This window comes from Brevundimonas sp., from assembly GCF_029946145.1.
GTDB lineage: Bacteria > Pseudomonadota > Alphaproteobacteria > Caulobacterales > Caulobacteraceae > Brevundimonas.
This window is the reverse complement of record NZ_JAQSDY010000021.1, coordinates 12895-33310: the sequence shown is the minus strand read 5'-3', so window position 1 is coordinate 33310 and position 20416 is coordinate 12895. Positions and strand designations below refer to the sequence as shown.

Here is a 20416-nt window from a genome sequence, read left to right as displayed (position 1 = left end):
CAGGATCATGAAAAACAAGAGATCAAAACTGCTTTCATCTACGCTCGCCGTGGGAGTTTTGGCGGGGTCAGTGCTTGCAGCACCGATGGCCAACGCTCAGGAAAGCCAGGCTGGCCAGGATGAGGGGACGCAGCTCGACGAAGTCGTCGTTACGGGCTCCCGCATTCGCCGCGACCCGACGAACGCCCCCACGCCGCTGATCCAGGTGTCGCGCGAGGCGTTGCTGACCACCGGGCAGAACACCGTCGTCGATTTCCTTGCCACGATCCCGGCCCTGTCGCAGTCGACCGTCCCTTCAGATACGACAGGCTCGAACCTGAATGACGGCGGCCAGTCCTTCGCCAACCTCCGGGCCCTCGGCGCCAACCGGACCCTGACCCTGGTCGATGGGCGCCGTCACGTCGGTTCCAACGGCGGGACCTTGTCGGTCGATGTGGACGCCATTCCGCGCCTGCTGATCGAGAACATCGAAATCGTCACCGGCGGCGCCTCGTCGGTTTACGGCGCCGACGCCGTTTCCGGCGTGCTGAACTTCGTCCTGCGCAAGGATTTCGAAGGCCTGCAGATCGACGGCAACTACGGCATGATCAACCAGGATGGTCAGGCGAACAAACGCCTTTCTGTCCTGACCGGGGCCAACCTGCTGGACGACCGCCTGAACCTCTGGGCCTTCGCCGAGTACGAGGACATCGACGAGGTCCAGGTCCTGGATATCGACTGGCTGAAGGCCTCCTGGCTTATGGCCACAGTCGACTCTGACCCGACCTCGGCCGGCGTCGGCCCGACCTCCGACGGTATCGTGGACCTGGCGCTGTTCTCGGATGTCCGCACCCTGTCGCGTCCGCGCTGGGGCCGCACCGTCCTTGCGAACATGCAGGTCCCCAGCCGTCTGGACGACCCCGAGGTCCCGTTCAACGACTGCTCGGCCACGGCCGCGTTCAACACGGCGACCAACACCAACTGCTTCAATCTCGAGCCCGGCAAGACCTACATCTACGAGGGGCTGACCGGACGTTTGGCCGACTTTGGTCAGCGTATCGGTACCGCTGGAGCCAACCGCGTGAACAACATCGGTGGCGATGGTTCGAATCCCGCTGAATTCGGACAGATCTCCCGGGTGGGCCAGTCGGATTCCTCGCGGTTCGCGGTCGGTGCGAACTTTCAGATCACTGACGAAATCTCGGGAACGCTGGAAGCCAAATACATCGAGGAACACACCTTTGACACGTCCCAGCCGGTGTTCTTCGACGTCAACATTTCGGACCGTCGCGCGGCGAACGTGACGTCGGCCATCCGTTCGCCCAGCCAGTTCGATGTGCGACTTTCGGACAACGCCTTCCTGCCGACCAATGTGAAGTCGGCGATCCAGAACAATATGCTGGTCCGCTACGGTCAACCGACCAACACGACGGACGGAGCGCCTCTGGCTCCGGTCGCCGCGCCCTTCGCCCGCCACGCGCTGTTCGGGCCGAACCGGACCCAGGACAACACCCGCACCATCCAGCGAGCCGTCGCCGGCCTGCGTGGCGAATACGACCAGCTGGGCTTCATCAACGATGTCACCTGGGACCTGTCCTACACCTACGGCGAATATGAAGGTCTGAACCGTGAACGAGGCGTCGATGTGCTGCGCTTCGCCCTTGCGGCAGACGCGGTCGTCGATACGGCCGGCGTCGTCAGCGGAACGCCGGGCCAGATCGTCTGCCGGGCGCAGCTGATCCGGGCGACAAACCCTCTCCTGCCGCTGGACGACTATGCCTTTGGTGGAGACCTGCGTGACACGCCTGAGGGCCGCGCCGCTGTCGATCAATGCACGCCACTGAACATCTTCGGTGAGGGCAACCAGAGCGAGGCCGCACTGGCCTATATCGACGCCGCCATCAAGGTGAGGCAACGCAACGAACAGGAAGACGCTATCGCGTCGTTCTCGGGCTCCCTGTGGGATTTCTGGGGAGCCGGCCCTATGGGCTTCGCTGTTGGCGCTGAATATCGTCGTGAGTTTACCTCGGCCATAGGGCGGGACGCGGACACCGGAAACCGTCTGCTGTTCCTGAACACCGGTCCTGACTTCCCGGGCGTCGAATATGACTCGCAGGAATATTTTGGTGAGCTGTCGATCCCGCTTTTTCGCGACAGTTTCATGGGCGAGTACGCCGAACTGAGCGGCTCGTACCGCACGGCCAACTATTCCACAGTGGGCGATGTCGAGGTCTATGGCCTGAACCTCGTTTATCGTCCGATCCCGGATATTGCGATCAAGACCAGCTTCAACAACTCGATTCGCGTACCGAGCCTGGGTGAGAATTTCGCGCCGTTCATCCAGACGTTCGCAAACGGCTTCGTCGATCCGTGCGCGACCGCCCAGATCAATGCGGCGGGGCTCGGCGCGGCCGTTCGTCAGAACCGGATCACCAACTGTACGGCGCAGGCCGCCGCCAAGGGTCTGGCCTTCGATTTTGCAGGTGCGACGGCCACCAACACGGACGACTTCGCTCCGGTCTACAGTTCGGGCATTGCCGGTGTGATCGGCGGCAACCCGAACCTGAAGCCGGAAGAGTCGAAATCGTTCACATTCTCGACAGTCTTCAAGCCCCGGTTCATTCCTGACTTCAGCCTCGTGCTTGACTACTATGAGATAGAGATTGAAGACGTGATCGCGGCTGTCACAGCCCAGATCATGGCCAACAACTGCGTCAGCGGACCCGGCCTGAATCCGCAATGCAACACCCTGTTCCGTAACAGCCCAACGATTCCTTTTGGCGTCGGCGCGCCGCAAGGCGACCCGGTCGGCGGGTTCATCCAGGGCTCGTTCAACCTCGCCAAACTGCAGACACGCGGCATGGACTTCACCGGCCGCTATCGCCTGGATCTCGAGGAGCACACGGGTCACAATTGGGGTCGCCTGGATTACGCCATCACCGGTTCCTGGTTGCTGGAACAGAAAACCTTCCTCGATCAGGGCAACCCCGCCTCGTTCACGGAACTGGCAGGCAGCATCGGAGCTCCGGGACAGTTTCCTCGAGTTCGCTTCACCTCGTCGCTGACATGGACGCCGAATGACATCTGGAGCGTGAACTGGTCGGTGGACTGGCAGTCGGCGCAGGACATCGTCGTCGCCCGCGCGCTTGTCACAAACGCGGATGCTCGTGATCCGGACACCTACGATACCGGCAACTTCGCGCGCCACGACCTGACGGTTCGATGGAACGTGCAGGACAATCTGGCGGTTCGGGCGGGGGTCGTGAATCTGTTCGACGCCGAACAGGCCCGGCATCTGGGCACGACCATGTTCGACAACTTCGACCCGTACGGAACGCGCTTCTTCGTCGGTTTCAACTACACACCCTACTAGGACCAAGCTGTCCTCCGGCAGGAAGGCGATCGGGGCGGCTCGCAGGAGCCGCCCCTTTTCTGTCTGGACGACGCCCGCCGCGATGGATGCCCGGGGCCGCCGACAGCATGCCAGGATGAGGTCAGCCGACGGTGAGGGACGCCCTGTAGGCCGAGGGCGTCAGTCCGAAGGCGACCCTGAACGCCGTTGAGAAATGGCTGTGGCTGGCGAAGCCCAGATCCATCGCCACGGTCGTAATGTCGTCGGTTTCGCCCAGCCGGCTCAGGGACCGCGCCAGCCTCAAGCGCGCCTGATAGCGATAGATCGGTGTCCCTTCCACCTGACGGAACAGGCTGGTGAGATAGACGGGAGAAGCGCCCACACGCGACGCCAGGTCGTCCAGCGAGCGAGGCGCGCTGGTTTCCTGCACAAGTTCACGCACGCGCTGGACCAGGGCCCGTGATCGCTCGCCTGCCACTGAAGGACGCCGGGGCGGCTCCATGGCCGCGACATGATCCAGGATGGTTCTCAGGGCGTCATCACGAACGGGGGATGGCAGGTTTTCGCGCCACGAGATCAAGGTCGCCAGCCGCGCCGCTTCCCTCTGCAGGTCGGGGCCAACAGGCAGGACGGTGCAGCCCCCAGCCTGTCCGAGCGGCCCCGGCGGGCAGCTGATGGATATGTAAACGACGTCACCGACGTCCGCGTGACGTTGTGTCAGGGTCATGTTGCCGGGAACCAGGGCGATCTGGTTCAGGTCCATCCACACGGCCCCCGCGTCCCATTCGAGATAGAGGGAGCCGCTCAGGGGAATCAGGGCGAGGGGCCGCGATCCCGGGACGAGGGGAACGCCTTCCGACGCCAGACTGCGGATGGTCACGATCTCCGCCTGGAGCAAGGACGAGTTCGCGAGCGACCGACGCGTCACAGTCGTGGCTTCCGCGGCCCGCCCGGACATGGCTCGGACCGACTGCGCGAACGGTCGATGACGCAGGTCGGTCAGCGCCATGCCGTCCCTGAGGTCCGCGCCCGCGGCCGCCGCCTGTGACGTTGAGCGCCTTGTTGGTTCGCGAGACTGGACATGGCTCACGAAACACTGCGCGAGCCGGTTCAGGGCAGATATCGAAAGCTGCTGGCCCGGAACACAGACCTGTGCTCCCCGGCGGGGCGTCCGCTATGGCGTCATCGGTTTTTGCTCGGCAATCATCGTCATGCGCGCCTTGTTGGCGGACAGGCGACCCGAGCACGCTGTGATCGAGATCGGCGACCGTTTCGCCGCCGACGGTGGATGCGGAAAGCCGATGATGAATCACCACACAGTGCAGAGCCTGCCCGACAAACGGACAGGCTCGGGCGTGGCCACCCCCTCCTTTGGACTCGCTCCGGTCAGCGGCGCGGCCGAAGGCTGGCGCGACAGCGGGCGCACGGGTCGCGGCGCCCGGGCCGTGACGGTGTCGGGCGTTACCGACCTGGCCCCGGTCCCGGAGCATACCCTTTGCATCCATCTGGGCCGCCCCATCCTCGTGAACTGTCGGCTCGACGATCTGATGCAGAATGGCCGGCGGCAGGTCCGGGGAGATATGGACATCGTCCCATCGGGTTCGCGTATTTGCTGGGAGGCAGAAGAGGAGGCGTCGCTTCTGCTGCTGCAGGTGAGCTCCGTCGCGCTGGCCAGCGCGGCGGCGCAGTTGGGCCTCGACCCCTGTCACGCCGTGCTGGCCGCGCAGCTTCAGGTGCGCGACACTCCGCTGGAACGTATCCTGATGGCGATCGAATCCACTCTTCTGGCGGGAGGGGCGATCGATCCGGTGTTGTTCGACTCCCTGAGTCTCGCCGCGACGGTGCGGCTGCTTCAGAGATTTGCGGACGCGTCCCCCCCGCGCCCGCTGCAGGCGCTCGCGCCGCGCAAACTGCGTCGGGTGCTCGAGCATGTCGAGGCGCATCTCGGCGAGCGCCTGAGCGTCGCCCGCCTTGCCGAAGTCGCCGGAGCGAGCCCGTCCCACTTCGCCGCGCTGTTCCGTCGTTCAACCGGTGAAAGCGTTCATCAGTACGTGCTGGGCCGTCGTATCGAGCGAGCCAGGACCCTGCTGATGGTCAATGGCGTCAGCATCAGTCAGACCGCGCTCGAGGCGGGCTTCGCGCATCAAAGCCATATGGCCTCCTGCATGAAGCGCGCGCTGGGACTGACTCCCAGGGAACTGGCGAGGCTGGGCGATGAAGCGTCCTGACCGTCGCAGCCGGGACATCAGTCGGAGACGGTCGCGACCCCTGCAACGCTCGGCCGGACCAGCATCCAGACGAGGATGAGAGCCATGGGAATGCCGACCGCGAGGATGTGCACCAGGAGATTGCGGATGATCTGTTCAGGATCCGACGACACGTCGAACGGCGCTCGCGACAACTTCACCACGATCTTCATCACCAGGAAGACGCCTATCCCGAAAACTGTCCCGGACAGGAGGGGGCGTTGAAACACAATCGGCCAGACCCGCCCGGCCAGAACGAACACAGCGCCGGCGACCCACAGGATGCCGTAATGAAGCACGGCGCCCAGGAGGGCGACCGATGCACCGCCCTTGAAGGCCTCGGCGCCCAGCACGCCGCTGGCGATGGCCCGCATCACACCCGTCATGGTGACGCCTTCCCGGGCGAAGCTGGCCGCATAGACCAGGTCGACCGAGCCCGCGGCGATCGCCGCAAACAGGGTCACCAGGATTGCGTCAATCAGTTTTATGGCCGGCCGGACCCCCGGTGACTTTGAAATGGTCATGCGTCCCCCCTCGGTATCGCCGGGATCTACGCAGGGTGACGCCTCGTCTTCGCGCGGATTTGGGGGGATTCGGACACGATCCGACGATGATGTCGGACACACTCTTCAAGTGCGGACGGATCCGGGTTCTTTTCGATTGCCGTAACCGGATTTGCGGGTGTTAATTCGGGATCAGTCAGGCAAATCAATGAGCGTTTCCTACCTGCCTACGGCCGCACCGGTCGACCTGTTCAACGAAGCGGACTTTCGTCTGGGCGCGTTTCATGCGCGGCCGGGAGTCAGGGAAATCCAGCTCGATCGTCATGTCGAACGACTGGAGCCGCGGGTGTTTCAGGTGCTCATCGTGCTGGCGCGCTCGCGTAACCGAACGATCAGCCGGGACGCCCTCATCGCCCTGTGCTGGGACGGTCGCTTCGTCAGCGACGACGCTCTCAACAGGACGATAGGGCGCCTGCGGCAGGTCTTCGCGCGCGATCAATCGGGCTCGGTGACGATCGAGACGGTGCCCAGACTCGGCTACCAGCTTCGTGTTCATGAATCAGACGTCGACCCAATCGCTTCGCCGTCCGCGGCGGAACGGCCCAGGGCGTCGCGGACGCGGCGGTTTCCATCCTGGGCGACAGGGCTTTTCGCCCTCGTGCTGGCCGGACTGATTGGCGGAACAATTGCCTACGTTCAGGTCAACCCGCGACCCGCGGACCCGGATATCCGGCTGCAGGTCATTACGTCCGATCTGGGGGCCGAGATCTATCCGGCCCTGTCGCCATCTGGTTCCATGATCGTCTATTCCGCGGCGGGAGAGGGGGAGGCGCACCACCTCTATCTGCGAACCCTCGACGATGGCCCGGTCGAGCAACTGACCTCGGGGGAAGCGTCGGAGACCGCGCCGAGTTGGTCGCCTGACGGGCAGCGCCTTGCCTTCGTCCGGACTTCGCCGGCGCGCTGCGAGGTCATGATCATGGCCTTGCCGCGCGGGCCCGGCCGTTCCGTTACGACATGCAATTTGCGGACCAGCCCTTCCACGGCCTGGCTCGACAACGAAACCTTGTTGATCGCCGACCGCCCGAACCCCGCCGCGCCGATAGCCCTGTTCAGCGTCGATATCGGAACCGGCGCGCGACGTCAGGTGACCCATCCCGCGGCCGGCGACTGGGGAGATCAGTTGGCGGCGGTCAGTCCCGACGGCCGCATTGTCGCCTTCAGGCGGTCTTCGCTGCCGGGCGTGTCAGAGATCTATCTGGCAAACCTCGAGAGTGGGGATGTTCGTCAGTTCACCCGCGATCACTCCACGATTCTGGGTGTCGCCTGGGCTCCTGACGGCCGGCGCCTGTATGTCTCGACAACCCGCGCCGGCGACTTCGGTCTATGGCGCTACGACATCTCCCGGGCGGATCGTCCCGAACGGATGGTGACCGGGTTGAGGCGGATCGGCCGCCTGTCCTCGGACCAGCGGGGGCGGGTTGCGTTCGAGGCGTTCGACCTCCAGTCGGAGATTGTGCGCGTCACCCGGGACGCCCAGGCGCCTCGAACCGCCTCCAACGGTGAATCGGCCTATCCGGACCTCTCGCCAGACGGAAAGACCCTGGCGTTTGCGTCGGACCGCGGTGGCAAGTCCGCCATCTGGACCATGGGTGTGGCGCCCGGATCCGCGTCGCCCAATCGTCTGCTTTCGCAGGACTACGACTACGTCGCCTGGCCGCGCTGGTCCCCTTCCGGGCAGCGGATCGCCTTCCTGGCGACAGTCGGTGGGCGATCGCAGCTCAACATCGTCGCGGCGGACGGCGGCCGGCTGCGAAGTGTGTTCGAGACAAGGGACACTCTCTGGAGCCTGGACTGGATTTCCGAGGACACCCTGATCCTGGCGACCAATGGCGCGGGGGTCTGGCGGCTCTGGAAAGTTCGCGTGACCGACGGCCAGGCGACGCCCGCATCTCCACCGGGATGGGACTCGGTGCAGGCAGGGCCGGGAGGGCGGGTCTACGGCACACGGTTTAACACGGACGGCGTCTGGCGCCTTCCGGCGAGCCCGACCGAAACCCCGACGCTTGTTGCTCCGCTCGCGCCGATCGAATGGCGGAACTGGGCGATCTCGGGCGATCAGGTCGTTACGATCCGGCGCAATGATGCAGGCATCGATCTGGTTTCGACGCCTCTGTCAGGGGGCGTGGGCAGGGTCGTCGGTAACCCGGCTGGCGTGGCGAACCTCTCGGGCCTGACTGGCGATGCAGCGAACGGATTCTACCTGACCCACGGCATCACAAACGAGTCGGATATCGTCGTCATCGATACCGCGCCATCGCGCAGGCTGCCCTGATCGGTCACCGCATGACGGGCGAACGCATCACCATGCCGCGCTGCGACGACGTGGCGATCGAAATCGGCGGGCAGCGCCTGACCATCCCCGACGCAGGCGTGTTTGACCTGACCCCCCTGATGCCTCCGGGGTCCATCGGGATCGACGGCCTCGTCGGCTCGATGTGCTCGCGGAACGCCCCTTCACCCTGGAGCTGGCCTCCGGACGGCTGACGTTCGAGACGGCCGGGAGTCTGGTTGAGCGGACGGCGGGGGCGACAGAATTACCGATCCGCTTCCAGCGCCAGGCCGGCGGCGCCAGCCTGACCGTCATGGCGCCGGTTTCATCGTCGAGCGGTTCGCGTGCGTGACATTTCCATCGACGGCAACATCGGAGCGCCCGTCATCTCGCGCTGGGCCCTCACGTTTGATCTGGCTCGCCGGAAAATATGGATCCAGCCAGCCTATTGAGCCCGGAATGCCCCTCCCGGCGAGCTGACGCTACAGTCACGTTTGACGAAGGTCGTGGGCGCATGCCCTATGCCGCCCCCGCCTTCAGCCTGAATCATTTGAAAGTCGTCCATGCGCGCTCGTCTCGTCTCTCTCGCGGCTCTTCTTGCGGTCGTCGCACCGTCCCTGACCATGGTCGGTTACGCCGCCGCCCAGACGGCGGTCATCGCAGGGACAATGCAGGCGCCTGAACTGCCGGCGGCGCCTGTTGCGGATCTGGTGTCCCGCGTCAATATTCCCTGGTCGCGCTTTACCCTGGACAACGGACTGACGGTCATCGTCCACACCGACCGCAAGGCGCCGGTCGTCGCGGTGTCCATCTGGTATAATGTTGGCTCCAAGGACGAGCCCGCCGGTTCGACGGGCTTCGCCCACCTGTTCGAGCATCTGATGTTCGGCGGTTCCGAGAATTCGCCGGTCAGCCACCTGCAGGCCATGCGCGGCGCCGGGGCCACCAGTCTGAACGGCACGACCTGGTTCGACCGCACCAACTATTTCGAGACCGTCCCGACGCCGGCGCTGGAGCAGACCCTGTTCCTCGAGAGCGATCGCATGGGCTATCTGCTCGGCCAGGTCGGCCAGGACGTGCTCGATCTGCAGCGGGGCGTGGTCCAGAACGAGAAGCGGCAGGGCGACAACCAGCCGTATGGCCTGTTCGAATACGCCCAGCTGGAAGCGCTTTTCGCCGAGGGACACCCCTACCGCCACTCGACCATCGGCTCGATGGCCGATCTGGACGCCGCCAGCCTCGAAACGGTGCGCGACTGGTTCCGCGAGAACTATGGCCCCAACAACGCGGTGCTGGTCCTGTCCGGCGATATTGACGAGCCGAACGCCCGCTCACTCGTGCAGAAGTATTTCGGCGCCATCCCGCGCGGTCCCGTGAATACTCCGGCCGAGGCGGAAGTGCCCGCCCTCGCGGCGCCAGTCAGTGCGGTGATGAACGACCGTGTCGCCAATGTGCGCCTGACGCGCAGTTGGGCCGTGCCCGGCCTGCTTGACGAGGACACCATCCCGCTGTCGGTTGGGGCGTCCGTACTCGGCGGTCTGGCGAGCTCGCGTCTGGACAACGAACTGGTGCGCGGCGACCAGTCGGCGGTGTCGGCCAGCGCCTCGGTGTCGGACTTCCATCGCCTCGGCATCTTCGACATCTCGGTGGACGTGAAGCCGGGACAGGACCCCGCGGCCGTCAACGCGCGTCTGGACGCCATCCTCGCGGACCTGATCGCCAACGGCCCGACCAATGAAGAGGTGGCCCGCGTGGCCACCAGCTATGCATCGCGCCAGATCCAGAGCCTGGAACAGGTCAACGGCAAGGCCTCGGTCCTCGCCGAAGGCCAGCTCTATGCGGGCGATCCCGACCACTACAAACACCAGCTGGACGCCTACGCCTCGGTCACCCCGGCCCAGGTTCAGGCGGCCATGCGGAAGTGGCTGTCGCGTCCCGTCTACAGCCTGACCATCGAACCCGGCGAGCGCGAGGCCTATACAGAGGCCGCGGTTTCGCCCTCCGGCGCCGCCCCCGTCGCCGCATCGGCGATCGAGCGTGTCGCCCGCGATCCGATGCCCGTCATCGGCGACGTATCGGACCTGTCGTTCCCGGCGGTCGAACGCACGCGCCTGTCGAACGGCGTCCAGGTCGTCTATGCGCGCAGCACGACGGTGCCGGTGACCCGCGTGGCCGTCGAATTCGATGCGGGCTATGCGGCGGACCGGGCTGACCGGCTGGGCGCGCACAGCCTGATGCTGGACCTGATGGATGACGGGACGACCACCCGCAACTCGACCCAGCTGGCCCAGGAAGAGGAGCGCCTGGGCGCCTCGATCAACGTCGGCGCCTCGATGGACCGCTCGGCGGCGAACCTGACGGCCGTGACCACCAATCTGCGGCCGTCGTTGACCCTGCTGGCCGACGTGGTCCGCAACCCGGCCTTCGCGCCGGGCGAGGTCGAGCGTCTGCGCAACCAGCGTCTGTCGTCGATCGCCAGCGAGCGCACCAATCCCAACGCACTGGCCATCCGCGCCCTGCCGCCGCTCCTGTACGGACAGGATAGCCCCTACGGCCGTCCGTTCACCGGCACTGGCGACGAGACCAGCATCGCGGCCCTGACGCGCGCCGACATCGTGTCTGAACATCAGACCTGGGTACGGCCCGACAACGCCACCATCTTCGTGGTGTCGGACCTGCCCCTGGATCAGGTCACGCCCGAACTGGAGGCGACGTTCGGCGACTGGACCGCGCCCGCGGCTCTTCGCGGCGCCAAGACATTCGACGCCCCCGCGACGGCCGGGACCAGCCGCATCGTCCTGATCGACCGGCCCCAGTCGCCCCAGTCGCTGATCTACGGCGGCGTGGTGTTGCCGCTGTCCGGCACGGACGATCTGCTGGCGCTGAACACCGCCAACTCCATCCTCGGCACGGACTTCCTGTCGCGCATCAACGCCGACCTGCGTGAAACCAAGGGCTGGTCCTATGGCGTGCGCGGCACGGTCAACCAGATGCAGCACCAGGTGCCGTACATCATCTCGGCTCCCGTTCAGGCCAACCGGACCGGGGAATCGATCACCGCGCTGATCCAGCAGTACAACGGCTTCCTGACCACCAACGGCGTCACGCCGCCGGAGCTGGAACGGACGATCAACGGCAACACCCGGTCCCTGGCCGGCGGGTTTGAAACCTCGGCCCAGGTGCTGGGCGCGCTTCGCAGCAACGCCCTGTATGGCCGTCCGGACGACTATTACGACACGGTCGCCAGCCGCACCCGCGCGCTCACGGCCGCCGATCTTGATATGGCGGCGCGGGCGGCGATCAAGCCCGAGGGCTTCGTCTGGGTGGTCGTGGGCGACGCGTCCGTGGTGAAGCCTCAGCTCGAAACGCTGGGCCTGCCCATCGAAGTCCGGTCGGCGACCGAATAGGCCACAACCCTTCCGCCCCCGCGCGGACCGAGGCGCGCCGTTCGCGGCGCGCCTCTTTTCGTATGGCGCGCCGGCCGCAGACCGCAATAAATTGCTGCGACTGCGAGCGAAGTTGCGCCGCCACTCTACAATTATGCAGCTTCAGGTCCGGGTAACGCGAAACTAACGTGCCGGAATCGTGGCAAAATCTTTGATTACAGCAAAAAGTATCCGCAAAACACCGTCCGCCCACTTGTCTATTTCGCAAATGCGGTAAACATTTCGCACATGCGTAATGCTGTCTTGGGGGATCAAATGACACGACTTCGTATCGGGCTTGCGGGGGCTCTGACCCTGGCGTTGGGCGGTCTCGCGGGGGCGGCTTTCGCAGCCGCGCCAACCGCACCGGACCCGGCGCTTCTGGCGCACCAGACAACCCTTGCCCTTGATGGCGCCGCGACCGGCTGGATCCTGACATCCACGGCCCTGGTCCTGCTGATGACCCTGCCGGGTCTGGCCCTGTTCTACGGCGGCATGGTCCGGCGCAAGAACGTCATCGCTACCATCACCCAGTCGCTGGGCGTGGCGTCGGTGGTCACCCTCGCCTGGTTTATTGCGGGCTACAGCCTGTCGTTCGGCGTGGGCCAGCCGATCGGTGGCTATACGGGTGACGAGGTGCAGGGCTCCATCGGCTCGTTCCAGGCGCTGTTCCTGAACGGCGTCACGCCGACCACGGCGCACAGTCTGACGCCAGGCCTGCCTGAATACCTCTGGATCGCCTACCAGCTGACCTTCGCCATCATCACGCCGGCGCTGATCGCTGGCGCGTTCGCGGAGCGGATCAAATACTCCGGCCTGCTTCTCTTCACCGGTCTGTGGACCCTGCTGGTCTACGCGCCGATCTGTCACTGGGTCTGGGGCGGAGGCTTCCTCGGCGCGGCGGGCGTGCTTGATTTCGCCGGCGGCGCCGTGGTGCACGTCAACGCAGGCGTGGCGGGTCTGGTCTGCGCCATCTTCCTCGGGGCGCGCAAAGGCTATGGCAAGGAAACCATCGTCGCCCACAATCCGGTCCTGACCATGATCGGCGCCTGCCTGCTGCTGGTGGGCTGGATCGGCTTCAACGCCGGCTCGGCCTGGACCGCGGACTCGATCGCGTCTGTCGCTCTCCTCAACACCATTCTGGCCGCGATGGCGGGCTCGCTGACCTGGAAGATCGTCGAGGTGATGGAGAAGCGTAAGCCGTCTCTCATCGGCGTGCTGTCCGGCCTGATCGCCGGTCTGGTCGCCATCACCCCCGCGGCGGGCCTGGTCGATCCCAAGGGCGCGGTGATCATCGGTCTGGCCTCGGGCCCGGTCTGCTATGCGGCCTCGGTCTGGATCAAGAAGCTGCTGCGCTATGACGACAGCCTCGACGCCTTCGGCATCCACGGCGCCGGCGGCATCCTCGGCGCGCTGCTGACGGGCGTCTTCGCCTCGGCGGCCGTCAATGGCGTGGCCGAGGGGGCGACGATCGCCAAACAGGCCTGGGGGTTGGGCGTGACCATCGGCTGGAGCGCCGTGGTCACCTTCCTGATCCTGATCGTCTGCAAGTTGACCACCGGCCTGCGCGTCACGGCCGCACAGGAGGCGGAGGGCCTCGACGGACACCTGCACGGCGAGGTGATGGAGGGCGTCTGAACACGAACGACAGGCGGCGCGGAGCCTCCCCTCCGCGCCGCCGCCCGGTAGATCTGACGCTCAAAAACCATCGACAACAGGGGATACGATGATGAGAACCGCTTTCGCCTTCGCGGCCATGACGGCCGCCCTTCTGACCGCCGGGGCCGCCAGCGCCCAGTCCACGCCCGAGGTGGCCTGGAATGTCGGCGTGGTCAGCGACTATGTCTTCCGCGGCTACACCCAGACCGACGGGGAGCCGGCCCTCCAGGGCGGTGTCGACGCCACCATCGGGGCCTTCTACGTCGGCGCCTGGGGTTCCAATGTCGACTTCGGCGACGACACCGACGCCGAGGTGGACATCTATGGCGGCTATCGCGGCGAGGCCGGGGGCTTTGCCTACGACGTCGGGGTGGTCGGCTATGGCTATGTCAACGCGCCGGACGGGGCGGACTACGACTATCTGGAGCTCAAGGCGGCCGCGTCGCGCGCCATCGGCCCGGCGACGTTCGGCGCCGCGGTCTACTGGTCGCCGGACTTCTTCGGACCGGACGAGGAGGCGACCTACGCCGAGGTCAACACCGCCTTCGCCCCGGCCGACAAGTGGACCGTATCGGCGGCGGTCGGCCGGCAGTGGCTGGATGTGAACGACGACTATGCGACCTGGAATGTCGGGGTCGGCTACGCCGTCACCGAACATGTGGCGATCGATGTCCGCTATCACGACACGGACGTCGACGGGACCCTGTCGGATAGCCGGGCCGTCGCCGGGATCAAATTCCTCTTCTGATGCGATGCACAAGGCGAACCGGTCGGACGTTGCAAATATGTGCGTTAGGCCGGTTTTTGCGCAATGAAAGGCGTGATCTGCATATCTTGCACGGAAGTTGCCACACCTCCCTCCTGACCCTAAGTCTTGGTGCAACAGCGAAGGGATCGATGTGGCGTCCGTGAACCAGACTTTCGTGGTCACTCCGAGGACCGGCCCGGCCAAGGCCGCGGCCGCCGATCGCGTCCGCGGTTTCGACGAAATCCATGCGGACTTCACCGTCGCCGCCGGGACCGGACAGTCGAGCCGTTGCGCCCAGTGCGGCGTGCCCTTCTGCCAGACGGGCTGCCCCTTGCAGAACAACATTCCCGACTGGCTGAAGCTGGCGGCCGAGGGCCGGGCCGAGGAGGCATGGCGTCAGGCCGAGGCGACCTCGACCCTGCCGGAAATCTGCGGCCGCATCTGCCCGCAGGACCGGTTGTGCGAGGGCTCGTGCACCCTTGAGCAGGCCGGCTGGGAGACGGTGACCATCGGTTCGGTCGAACGCTGGCTCGGCGACATGGCGTTCGAGAACGGCTGGGTCGATCCGATCCGGCCGCGGATGGAGCGCGGCGCTTCGGTGGGGATCGTCGGCGCCGGCCCCGCCGGGATGGCGGCGGCGGACCGGCTACGGTCGGCAGGATATGCGGTGACCCTCTATGACCGACACGATCGCGCGGGCGGTCTGCTGACCTACGGGATCCCCGGTTTCAAGCTCGAGAAACACGTCGTCCAGCGCCGCCTCGACCGGCTGGCCGAGGGCGGGGTCGAGTTCCGGCTGGGCGTCGACGTCGGGGGCGATCTGCCCTTCGCCGAGGTGCGCGCGGCGCATGACGCCGTGCTGGTGGCGACGGGGGTCTATCAGGCGCGGCGCCTGACCGCGCCGGGCTGCGGCTCGGATGGCGTGGTCGCGGCGCTGGACTATCTGATCGCCTCGAACCGCAAGGGGTTCGGCGACGCCGTGCCCGCCTTTGACGACGGCGCGCTGAATGCTTCGGGCAAGCGGGTGGTGGTGATCGGCGGCGGCGACACGGCGATGGACTGCGTTCGCACCGCCGTCCGGCAAGGCGCGGCGGACGTAACCTGCCTGTATCGCCGCGACCGGGACAACATGCCGGGCAGCGCGCGCGAGGTCGCCAATGCGGAGGAGGAGGGCGTGGTCTTCGAATGGCTGGCTGCGCCGCGCGCCGTGCTGGGGGAGGCCGAGCGGGTGACCGGCGTCCGGGCGCAGCGGATGGCGCTGGCGGCGCAATCGGCCGACGGTCGCTGGAGCGTCGAACCGGTTCCGGGCGGTGAGTTCGACCTGGCCGCCGATCTGGTGATCGAGGCCCTCGGCTTCGATGCCGAGGACATGCCCGGGCTGTTCCATGAGCCCGATCTGGCCTTGACCGAATGGCGCACGATCCGGACGGCCGGGCATACGAAGGCGACGACGCTGGAAGGCGTGTTCGCGGCCGGCGACATTGTGCGCGGGGCGTCGCTGGTGGTCTGGGCGGTGCGGGACGGACAGGATGCGGCGGCCGAGATCGACGCTTGGCTGACCAGCCGCGAACGGGCGGCGGCATGAGCTTCGATCCCGAACAATACCAACGCGACCGTCAGCGCCTGATCGACGCCCACGCCTATGAGCCGGCGTCCGAACGCGACGCTTGCGGCGTCGGTCTGGTCGCCGCCATTGACGGCAAACCGCGTCGGGAGGTCGTCGATCTGGCGCTCAAGGCGCTCAAGGCCGTCTGGCATCGCGGAGCGGTGGACGCAGACGGCAAGTCGGGCGACGGCGCGGGGATCCTGATCGGCCTGCCGCGCACCTTCTTCGAGGCGCAGGTGCGCGACGCCGGCCACGAGCCCCGGCCCGGGCCGATCGCCGTGGGCATGATCTTCCTGCCCCGGGTCGATCCGGGGGCGCAGGAACGAGCCCGCACCATCGTCGAGCGGGAGGTGATGTCCGCCGGCTTCTGGCTCTATGGCTGGCGGCAGGTGCCGACCCATGTGTCCGTGCTGGGCCAGCGGGCGGCCGCGACCCGGCCCGAGATCGAGCAGATCATGCTCAGCCCGCCGGAAGGGCTGGACGGCGAGGAACTGGAGCGGGCGCTGTACCTGCTGCGCCGCCGGATCGAGGCGCGGGCGACGGCGGCCGGCCTGCAGCATTTCTACGTCTGCTCGCTGTCGGCGCGGTCGGTCATCTACAAGGGAATGATGCTGGCCCAGGCGTTGGCCGACTTCTATCCGGACCTGAACGATCCACGGGTCGAGGCCAATGTGGCCCTGTTTCACCAGCGCTATTCGACCAACACCTTCCCCGAATGGCGGCTGGCGCAACCGTTCCGGATGCTGGCCCATAACGGCGAAATCAACACCCTGCGCGGCAACGCCAGCTGGATGCGCAGTCACGAAATCCGCATGACCGCCGAGGCCTTCGGCGCCGACGACGCAATGGTCAAGCCGGTTATCCAGGCCGGCGGCTCCGACTCCGCGGCGCTGGATAACGTGTTCGAGGTGCTGGTCCGCGCCGGTCGGCCCGCGCCCATGGTCAAGGCTCTGCTCATCCCCGAGGCGCCGATCGAGGGGGTGATCAGCGACGACCACCGGGCCCTCTACGCCTATTGCAACGCGGTCATGGAGCCATGGGACGGGCCCGCCGCGATCTGCGCCACCGACGGCCGGTGGGTGGTGGCGGGCAAGGACCGCAACGGCCTGCGCCCGCTGCGTGTCGCGGAGACGGTCGACGGCCTTCTGATCTGCGGGTCCGAAGTGGGCATGACCGGCATCGCGGACGAACGGATCAGGCGCCGCCTGCACATTGGCGGCGGGCGGATGATCTCCGTCGATCTGGAGGCGGGGGTTCTCTACGACGAGACCGAGACCGTCGACCGGCTGGCGGCGGCGCTACCCTACCGTCAGTGGTTGTCGAATATGGTGGAGCTGGAGCCGCTGGTCGGTCCCGGCCCTGAACCACGCCGTCTGTCGGACGAGGCCCTGACGCGGTTCCAGGCCGCCGTCGGCTGGACCCGGGAAGACATCGACACCCTGCTGGATCCGATGGCCGGGGAGGGCAAGGAGGCGATCGCGTCCATGGGCGATGATACGCCTCCGGCCGTGCTGTCGCATCAGGATCGGCCGTTCGCCCACTATTTCCGTCAGGCCTTCGCCCAGGTCACCAATCCACCGATCGACTCCCTGCGTGAGGCCGGGGCGATGAGCCTGCGGACCCGGTTCAAGAACCTGGGCAATATCCTCGCCCAGGACGAGATCCAGACGAAGGTCTTCGTGCTGGACAGCCCGGTGCTGACGACCGGCATGTACGAACGGATGCTGGATGTGGTGGGGGCCGGTGCGACCACGGTCATCGACTGCACCTTCCCCGCGGGCGAAGGCGCCCTGAAGCAGGCGCTGGATCGCGTCCGGGACGAGGCCGTGGCGGCGGCGAAAGACGGCGCGGCCCTGATCGTACTGACCGACGAACGAATGGGCGAGGCGCGGCCGCTGATCCCCATGATCCTGGCCACAGCGGCCGTGCACGGCCGGTTGGTGGACGAGGGGCTGCGTACCTACTGCTCGCTGGTGGTGCGTGCGGCGGAGGCTATCGACGCCCATGCCTTCGCGGTGCTGGTCGGATGCGGCGCCACGGCGGTCAATGGCTGGCTGGCGCAGGAGACCTTCCTCGAGCGGCTGGCCGGCGGCCGCTATCCCGGGCTGACCCTTCGCGATGCCTGCCTGAACCACAAGGCCGCGGTCGAGGCCGGGCTGATGAAGATCCTCGCCAGGAAGGGGATCTCGGTGATCTCGGCCTATCGCGGGGCGTGCGAGTTCGAGGCGCTGGGGTTGAGCCGCGCCCTGGTGGCGGAATTCTTCCCGGGCATGACCTCGCGCATCTCGGGCATCGGTCTGGCGGGCATCGAGGCCCAGGTCATCCGCAAGACGGCGCGCGGGTTCGAGTCGTGGCGCCCGTCGCTGCGCATCGGCGGCTCGCATCGCGTGCGGGCGGGGGAGGAGACACACGGCTGGGACGCCGAACTGATCCACCGGCTTCAGGACGCAACGACGCGTGGTGATTACGGGCGGTTCAAGGCGTACAGCCGCCGGGTCCGCGAACTGCCTTCGACGGCCCTGCGTGACCTGCTGGATTTCCGGGACGCCATCGCCGCTCCGATCGACGAGGTCGAAAGCGTCAACGACATCCGCCGTCGCTTCGTCACGCCCGGCATGTCGTTGGGCGCCCTGTCGCCCGAGGCGCACGAGACGCTGAATATCGCCATGAACCGCATCGGGGCCCGGTCCGTATCGGGCGAAGGCGGCGAGGACCCTGAGCGCTACACGCCGCGCCCCAACGGCGACAACGCCAACAGCGCGGTCAAGCAGATCGCCTCCGGGCGGTTCGGCGTCACGGCTGAATATCTGAACCAGTGCCGCGAGATCGAGATCAAGATCGCCCAGGGCGCCAAGCCGGGTGAGGGCGGGCAGCTGCCCGGGTTCAAGGTCACCGAGTTCATCGCCCGTATGCGCCATTCGACGCCCGGCGTCACCCTGATCAGCCCGCCGCCGCACCACGACATCTATTCGATCGAAGACCTGGCCCAGCTCATCTACGACCTGAAGCAGATCAATCCGGACGCCCGGGTGACGGTCAAGCTGGTCGCACAGTCGGGCATCGGCGCGGTCGCCGCCGGCGTCGCCAAGGCCAAGGCCGACATTATCCTGATCGCCGGTCATAGTGGTGGGACCGGAGCTTCCGCGCTCGGCTCCATCAAGCACGCCGGCATGCCGTGGGAACTGGGGTTGTCAGAGGCGCACCAGGTGCTGAGCCTGAACGGCTTGCGCGGCCGCGTGCGGCTGCGCACGGACGGCGGCTTGCGGACCGGGCGCGACATCGTCATTGCCGCCATGCTGGGAGCCGAAGAGTTCGGCATCGGCACGGCCAGCCTGATCGCGGTCGGCTGTCTGATGGTGCGCCAGTGCCATTCCAACACCTGTCCCGTCGGGGTCTGCGTCCAGGACGAGCGGCTGCGCGCCATGTTCACAGGGACGCCCGAGAAGGTGGTCCACCTGTTCAGCTTCATCGCCGAGGAGACGCGGGAAGTGCTGGCCTCGCTGGGGCTGAGGTCGCTGGACGAGGCGGTTGGACGAACCGACCTGCTGCGGCAGGTGTCGCGCGGCGATGCCCATCTGGACGATCTGGATCTGAATCCGCTTCTGGTCCGGGTCGGCGAGGGAGAGACGCGCGGCGCCGAGCCGCCCTGGAACGCGGTGCCCGACACGCTGGATGCGAGGATCGTCGAGGACGCAGCGCGCTTCCTGGACCGGCGCGAGAAGATGTCGCTGACCTATGCGGTGACCAACACCCAGCGCGCCATAGGGGCCCGGATATCCTCGCACATCGTGCGCCGTTACGCCTCGACCCTGCCGGCCGGTCATCTGACGCTGAGGCTGCGGGGGGCGGCGGGACAGTCGCTCGGCGCCTGGGGCATGAAGGGCCTGCGCATCGAACTGGACGGCGAGGCGAACGACTATGTCGGCAAGGGCCTCTCGGGCGCCGAAGTCATCGTCCGCCCCACTGCGTGGGCGGCCGGAGAGGCCTTGATCGGAAACACCTGCCTGTACGGCGCCACGTCCGGCGCCCTGTTCGCGGCGGGCGCGGCCGGAGAGCGGTTCGCGGTCAGGAACTCCGGCACCGACGCGGTGGTGGAAGGTTGCGGCGCGCATGGCTGCGAATACATGACCGGCGGAACCGTGGTGATCCTCGGCGCGACAGGTTGGAATTTCGGGGCGGGAATGTCCGGCGGCGAGGCCTTCATCCATGACCCCGAGGGCACGGCTCTTGTTCGGGTCAACGGCGACTCGGTCGCGAGCGTGATGGTCTCCGGAGAGTCGGGGGTGCGGCTCCAGGCGCTGGTCGCCCGCCATGCCGTCGAAACCCGATCTCCGCTCGCTCTCCGTCTGCTCGAGACCTGGCCTTTCGTCCTGGGCCAGTTCCGCCACCTCCTGCCCAGGACGGAAGGACAGGCTGTCGTCAGCGCCCGGCGGGCGTAACATGCGACAGGCGGCGGGGGCTGACCGTGGGGGTTGTCTATATTTTGCCGGAAACCAGACCGATTCATGAGGTCTTTTCCGGCCAACTCGACGGCTGGAAGCCGGGGGTCGGGAGACGCCGGCAAAA

The 20416-nt window shown here is 66.6% G+C and carries 11 protein-coding genes; 9 read left to right on the top strand and 2 right to left on the bottom strand.

The genetic code is table 11. From position 1 onward, the window contains the following. The first annotated feature begins 85 nt into the window (after positions 1-85). On the top strand, positions 86-3352 hold the full coding sequence (locus PSV23_RS08695; RefSeq protein WP_300467926.1) for a TonB-dependent receptor domain-containing protein: 3267 nt from the start codon (positions 86-88) through the stop codon (positions 3350-3352). A 121-nt stretch (positions 3353-3473) separates the two neighbouring features. Here the strand turns inward: PSV23_RS08695 and PSV23_RS08690 are convergent, their stop codons facing one another. Then, entirely contained in the window at positions 3474-4211 is a 738-nt protein-coding gene (locus PSV23_RS08690; RefSeq protein ID WP_300467924.1) for an AraC family transcriptional regulator, read from the bottom strand. Between the two features lie 370 nt (positions 4212-4581). On the opposite strand from PSV23_RS08690, the gene PSV23_RS08685 reads away from it, so the two are divergent. After that, positions 4582-5559 (top strand): AraC family transcriptional regulator, encoded by a 978-nt coding sequence (locus PSV23_RS08685; RefSeq protein WP_300467921.1) that lies wholly within the window; start codon positions 4582-4584, stop codon positions 5557-5559. Positions 5560-5576: 17 nt separating this feature from the next. Here the strand turns inward: PSV23_RS08685 and PSV23_RS08680 are convergent, their stop codons facing one another. After that, positions 5577-6101: a hypothetical protein gene (locus PSV23_RS08680; protein ID WP_300467919.1), complete on the bottom strand. Its 525-nt coding sequence runs from the start codon at positions 6099-6101 to the stop codon at positions 5577-5579. A gap of 187 nt (positions 6102-6288) precedes the next feature. Here PSV23_RS08680 and PSV23_RS08675 point away from each other — a divergent pair, with 187 nt between their 5' ends. The 7 genes from PSV23_RS08675 (at position 6289) to gltB (ending at position 20289) form a co-directional block, all read left to right on the top strand. Continuing rightward, the gene (locus tag PSV23_RS08675) at positions 6289-8415 is read left to right on the top strand and encodes a winged helix-turn-helix domain-containing protein (protein ID WP_300467917.1); all 2127 of its coding nucleotides are present in this window, start codon (positions 6289-6291) and stop codon (positions 8413-8415) included. 11 nt (positions 8416-8426) lie between these two features. Continuing rightward, a complete protein-coding gene (locus PSV23_RS08670; protein WP_300467915.1) occupies positions 8427-8627 on the top strand; it encodes a hypothetical protein in 201 nt (66 codons plus the stop codon). Positions 8628-8975: 348 nt separating this feature from the next. After that, positions 8976-11819 (top strand): pitrilysin family protein, encoded by a 2844-nt coding sequence (locus PSV23_RS08665; protein WP_300467913.1) that lies wholly within the window; start codon positions 8976-8978, stop codon positions 11817-11819. Between the two features lie 294 nt (positions 11820-12113). Beyond that, positions 12114-13475 (top strand): ammonium transporter, encoded by a 1362-nt coding sequence (locus tag PSV23_RS08660; RefSeq protein ID WP_300467911.1) that lies wholly within the window; start codon positions 12114-12116, stop codon positions 13473-13475. A gap of 91 nt (positions 13476-13566) precedes the next feature. Beyond that, positions 13567-14244 (top strand): TorF family putative porin, encoded by a 678-nt coding sequence (locus tag PSV23_RS08655; protein WP_300467909.1) that lies wholly within the window; start codon positions 13567-13569, stop codon positions 14242-14244. Positions 14245-14395: 151 nt separating this feature from the next. Further along, entirely contained in the window at positions 14396-15829 is a 1434-nt protein-coding gene (locus PSV23_RS08650) for an NAD(P)-dependent oxidoreductase (RefSeq protein WP_370461030.1), read from the top strand. Beyond that, positions 15826-20289, top strand: a complete 4464-nt coding sequence (gene gltB / locus PSV23_RS08645) for a glutamate synthase large subunit (RefSeq protein WP_300468186.1) — start codon at positions 15826-15828, stop codon at positions 20287-20289. The genes PSV23_RS08650 and gltB overlap by 4 nt, the downstream gene beginning before the upstream one ends. The last annotated feature ends 127 nt before the right edge of the window (positions 20290-20416 follow it).

Bases quoted from the DNA above. Each gene is read 5' to 3' on its own strand.
- PSV23_RS08695 (WP_300467926.1), top strand. From the start codon at position 86: ATGGCCAACGCTCAGGAAAGCCAGGCTGGCCAGGATGAGGGGACGCAG.
- PSV23_RS08680 (WP_300467919.1), bottom strand. From the start codon at position 6,101: ATGACCATTTCAAAGTCACCGGGGGTCCGGCCGGCCATAAAACTGATT.
- PSV23_RS08675 (WP_300467917.1), top strand. From the start codon at position 6,289: ATGAGCGTTTCCTACCTGCCTACGGCCGCACCGGTCGACCTGTTCAAC.
- PSV23_RS08670 (WP_300467915.1), top strand. From the start codon at position 8,427: ATGACGGGCGAACGCATCACCATGCCGCGCTGCGACGACGTGGCGATC.
- PSV23_RS08665 (WP_300467913.1), top strand. From the start codon at position 8,976: ATGCGCGCTCGTCTCGTCTCTCTCGCGGCTCTTCTTGCGGTCGTCGCA.
- PSV23_RS08660 (WP_300467911.1), top strand. From the start codon at position 12,114: ATGACACGACTTCGTATCGGGCTTGCGGGGGCTCTGACCCTGGCGTTG.
- PSV23_RS08655 (WP_300467909.1), top strand. From the start codon at position 13,567: ATGAGAACCGCTTTCGCCTTCGCGGCCATGACGGCCGCCCTTCTGACC.
- gltB (WP_300468186.1), top strand. From the start codon at position 15,826: ATGAGCTTCGATCCCGAACAATACCAACGCGACCGTCAGCGCCTGATC.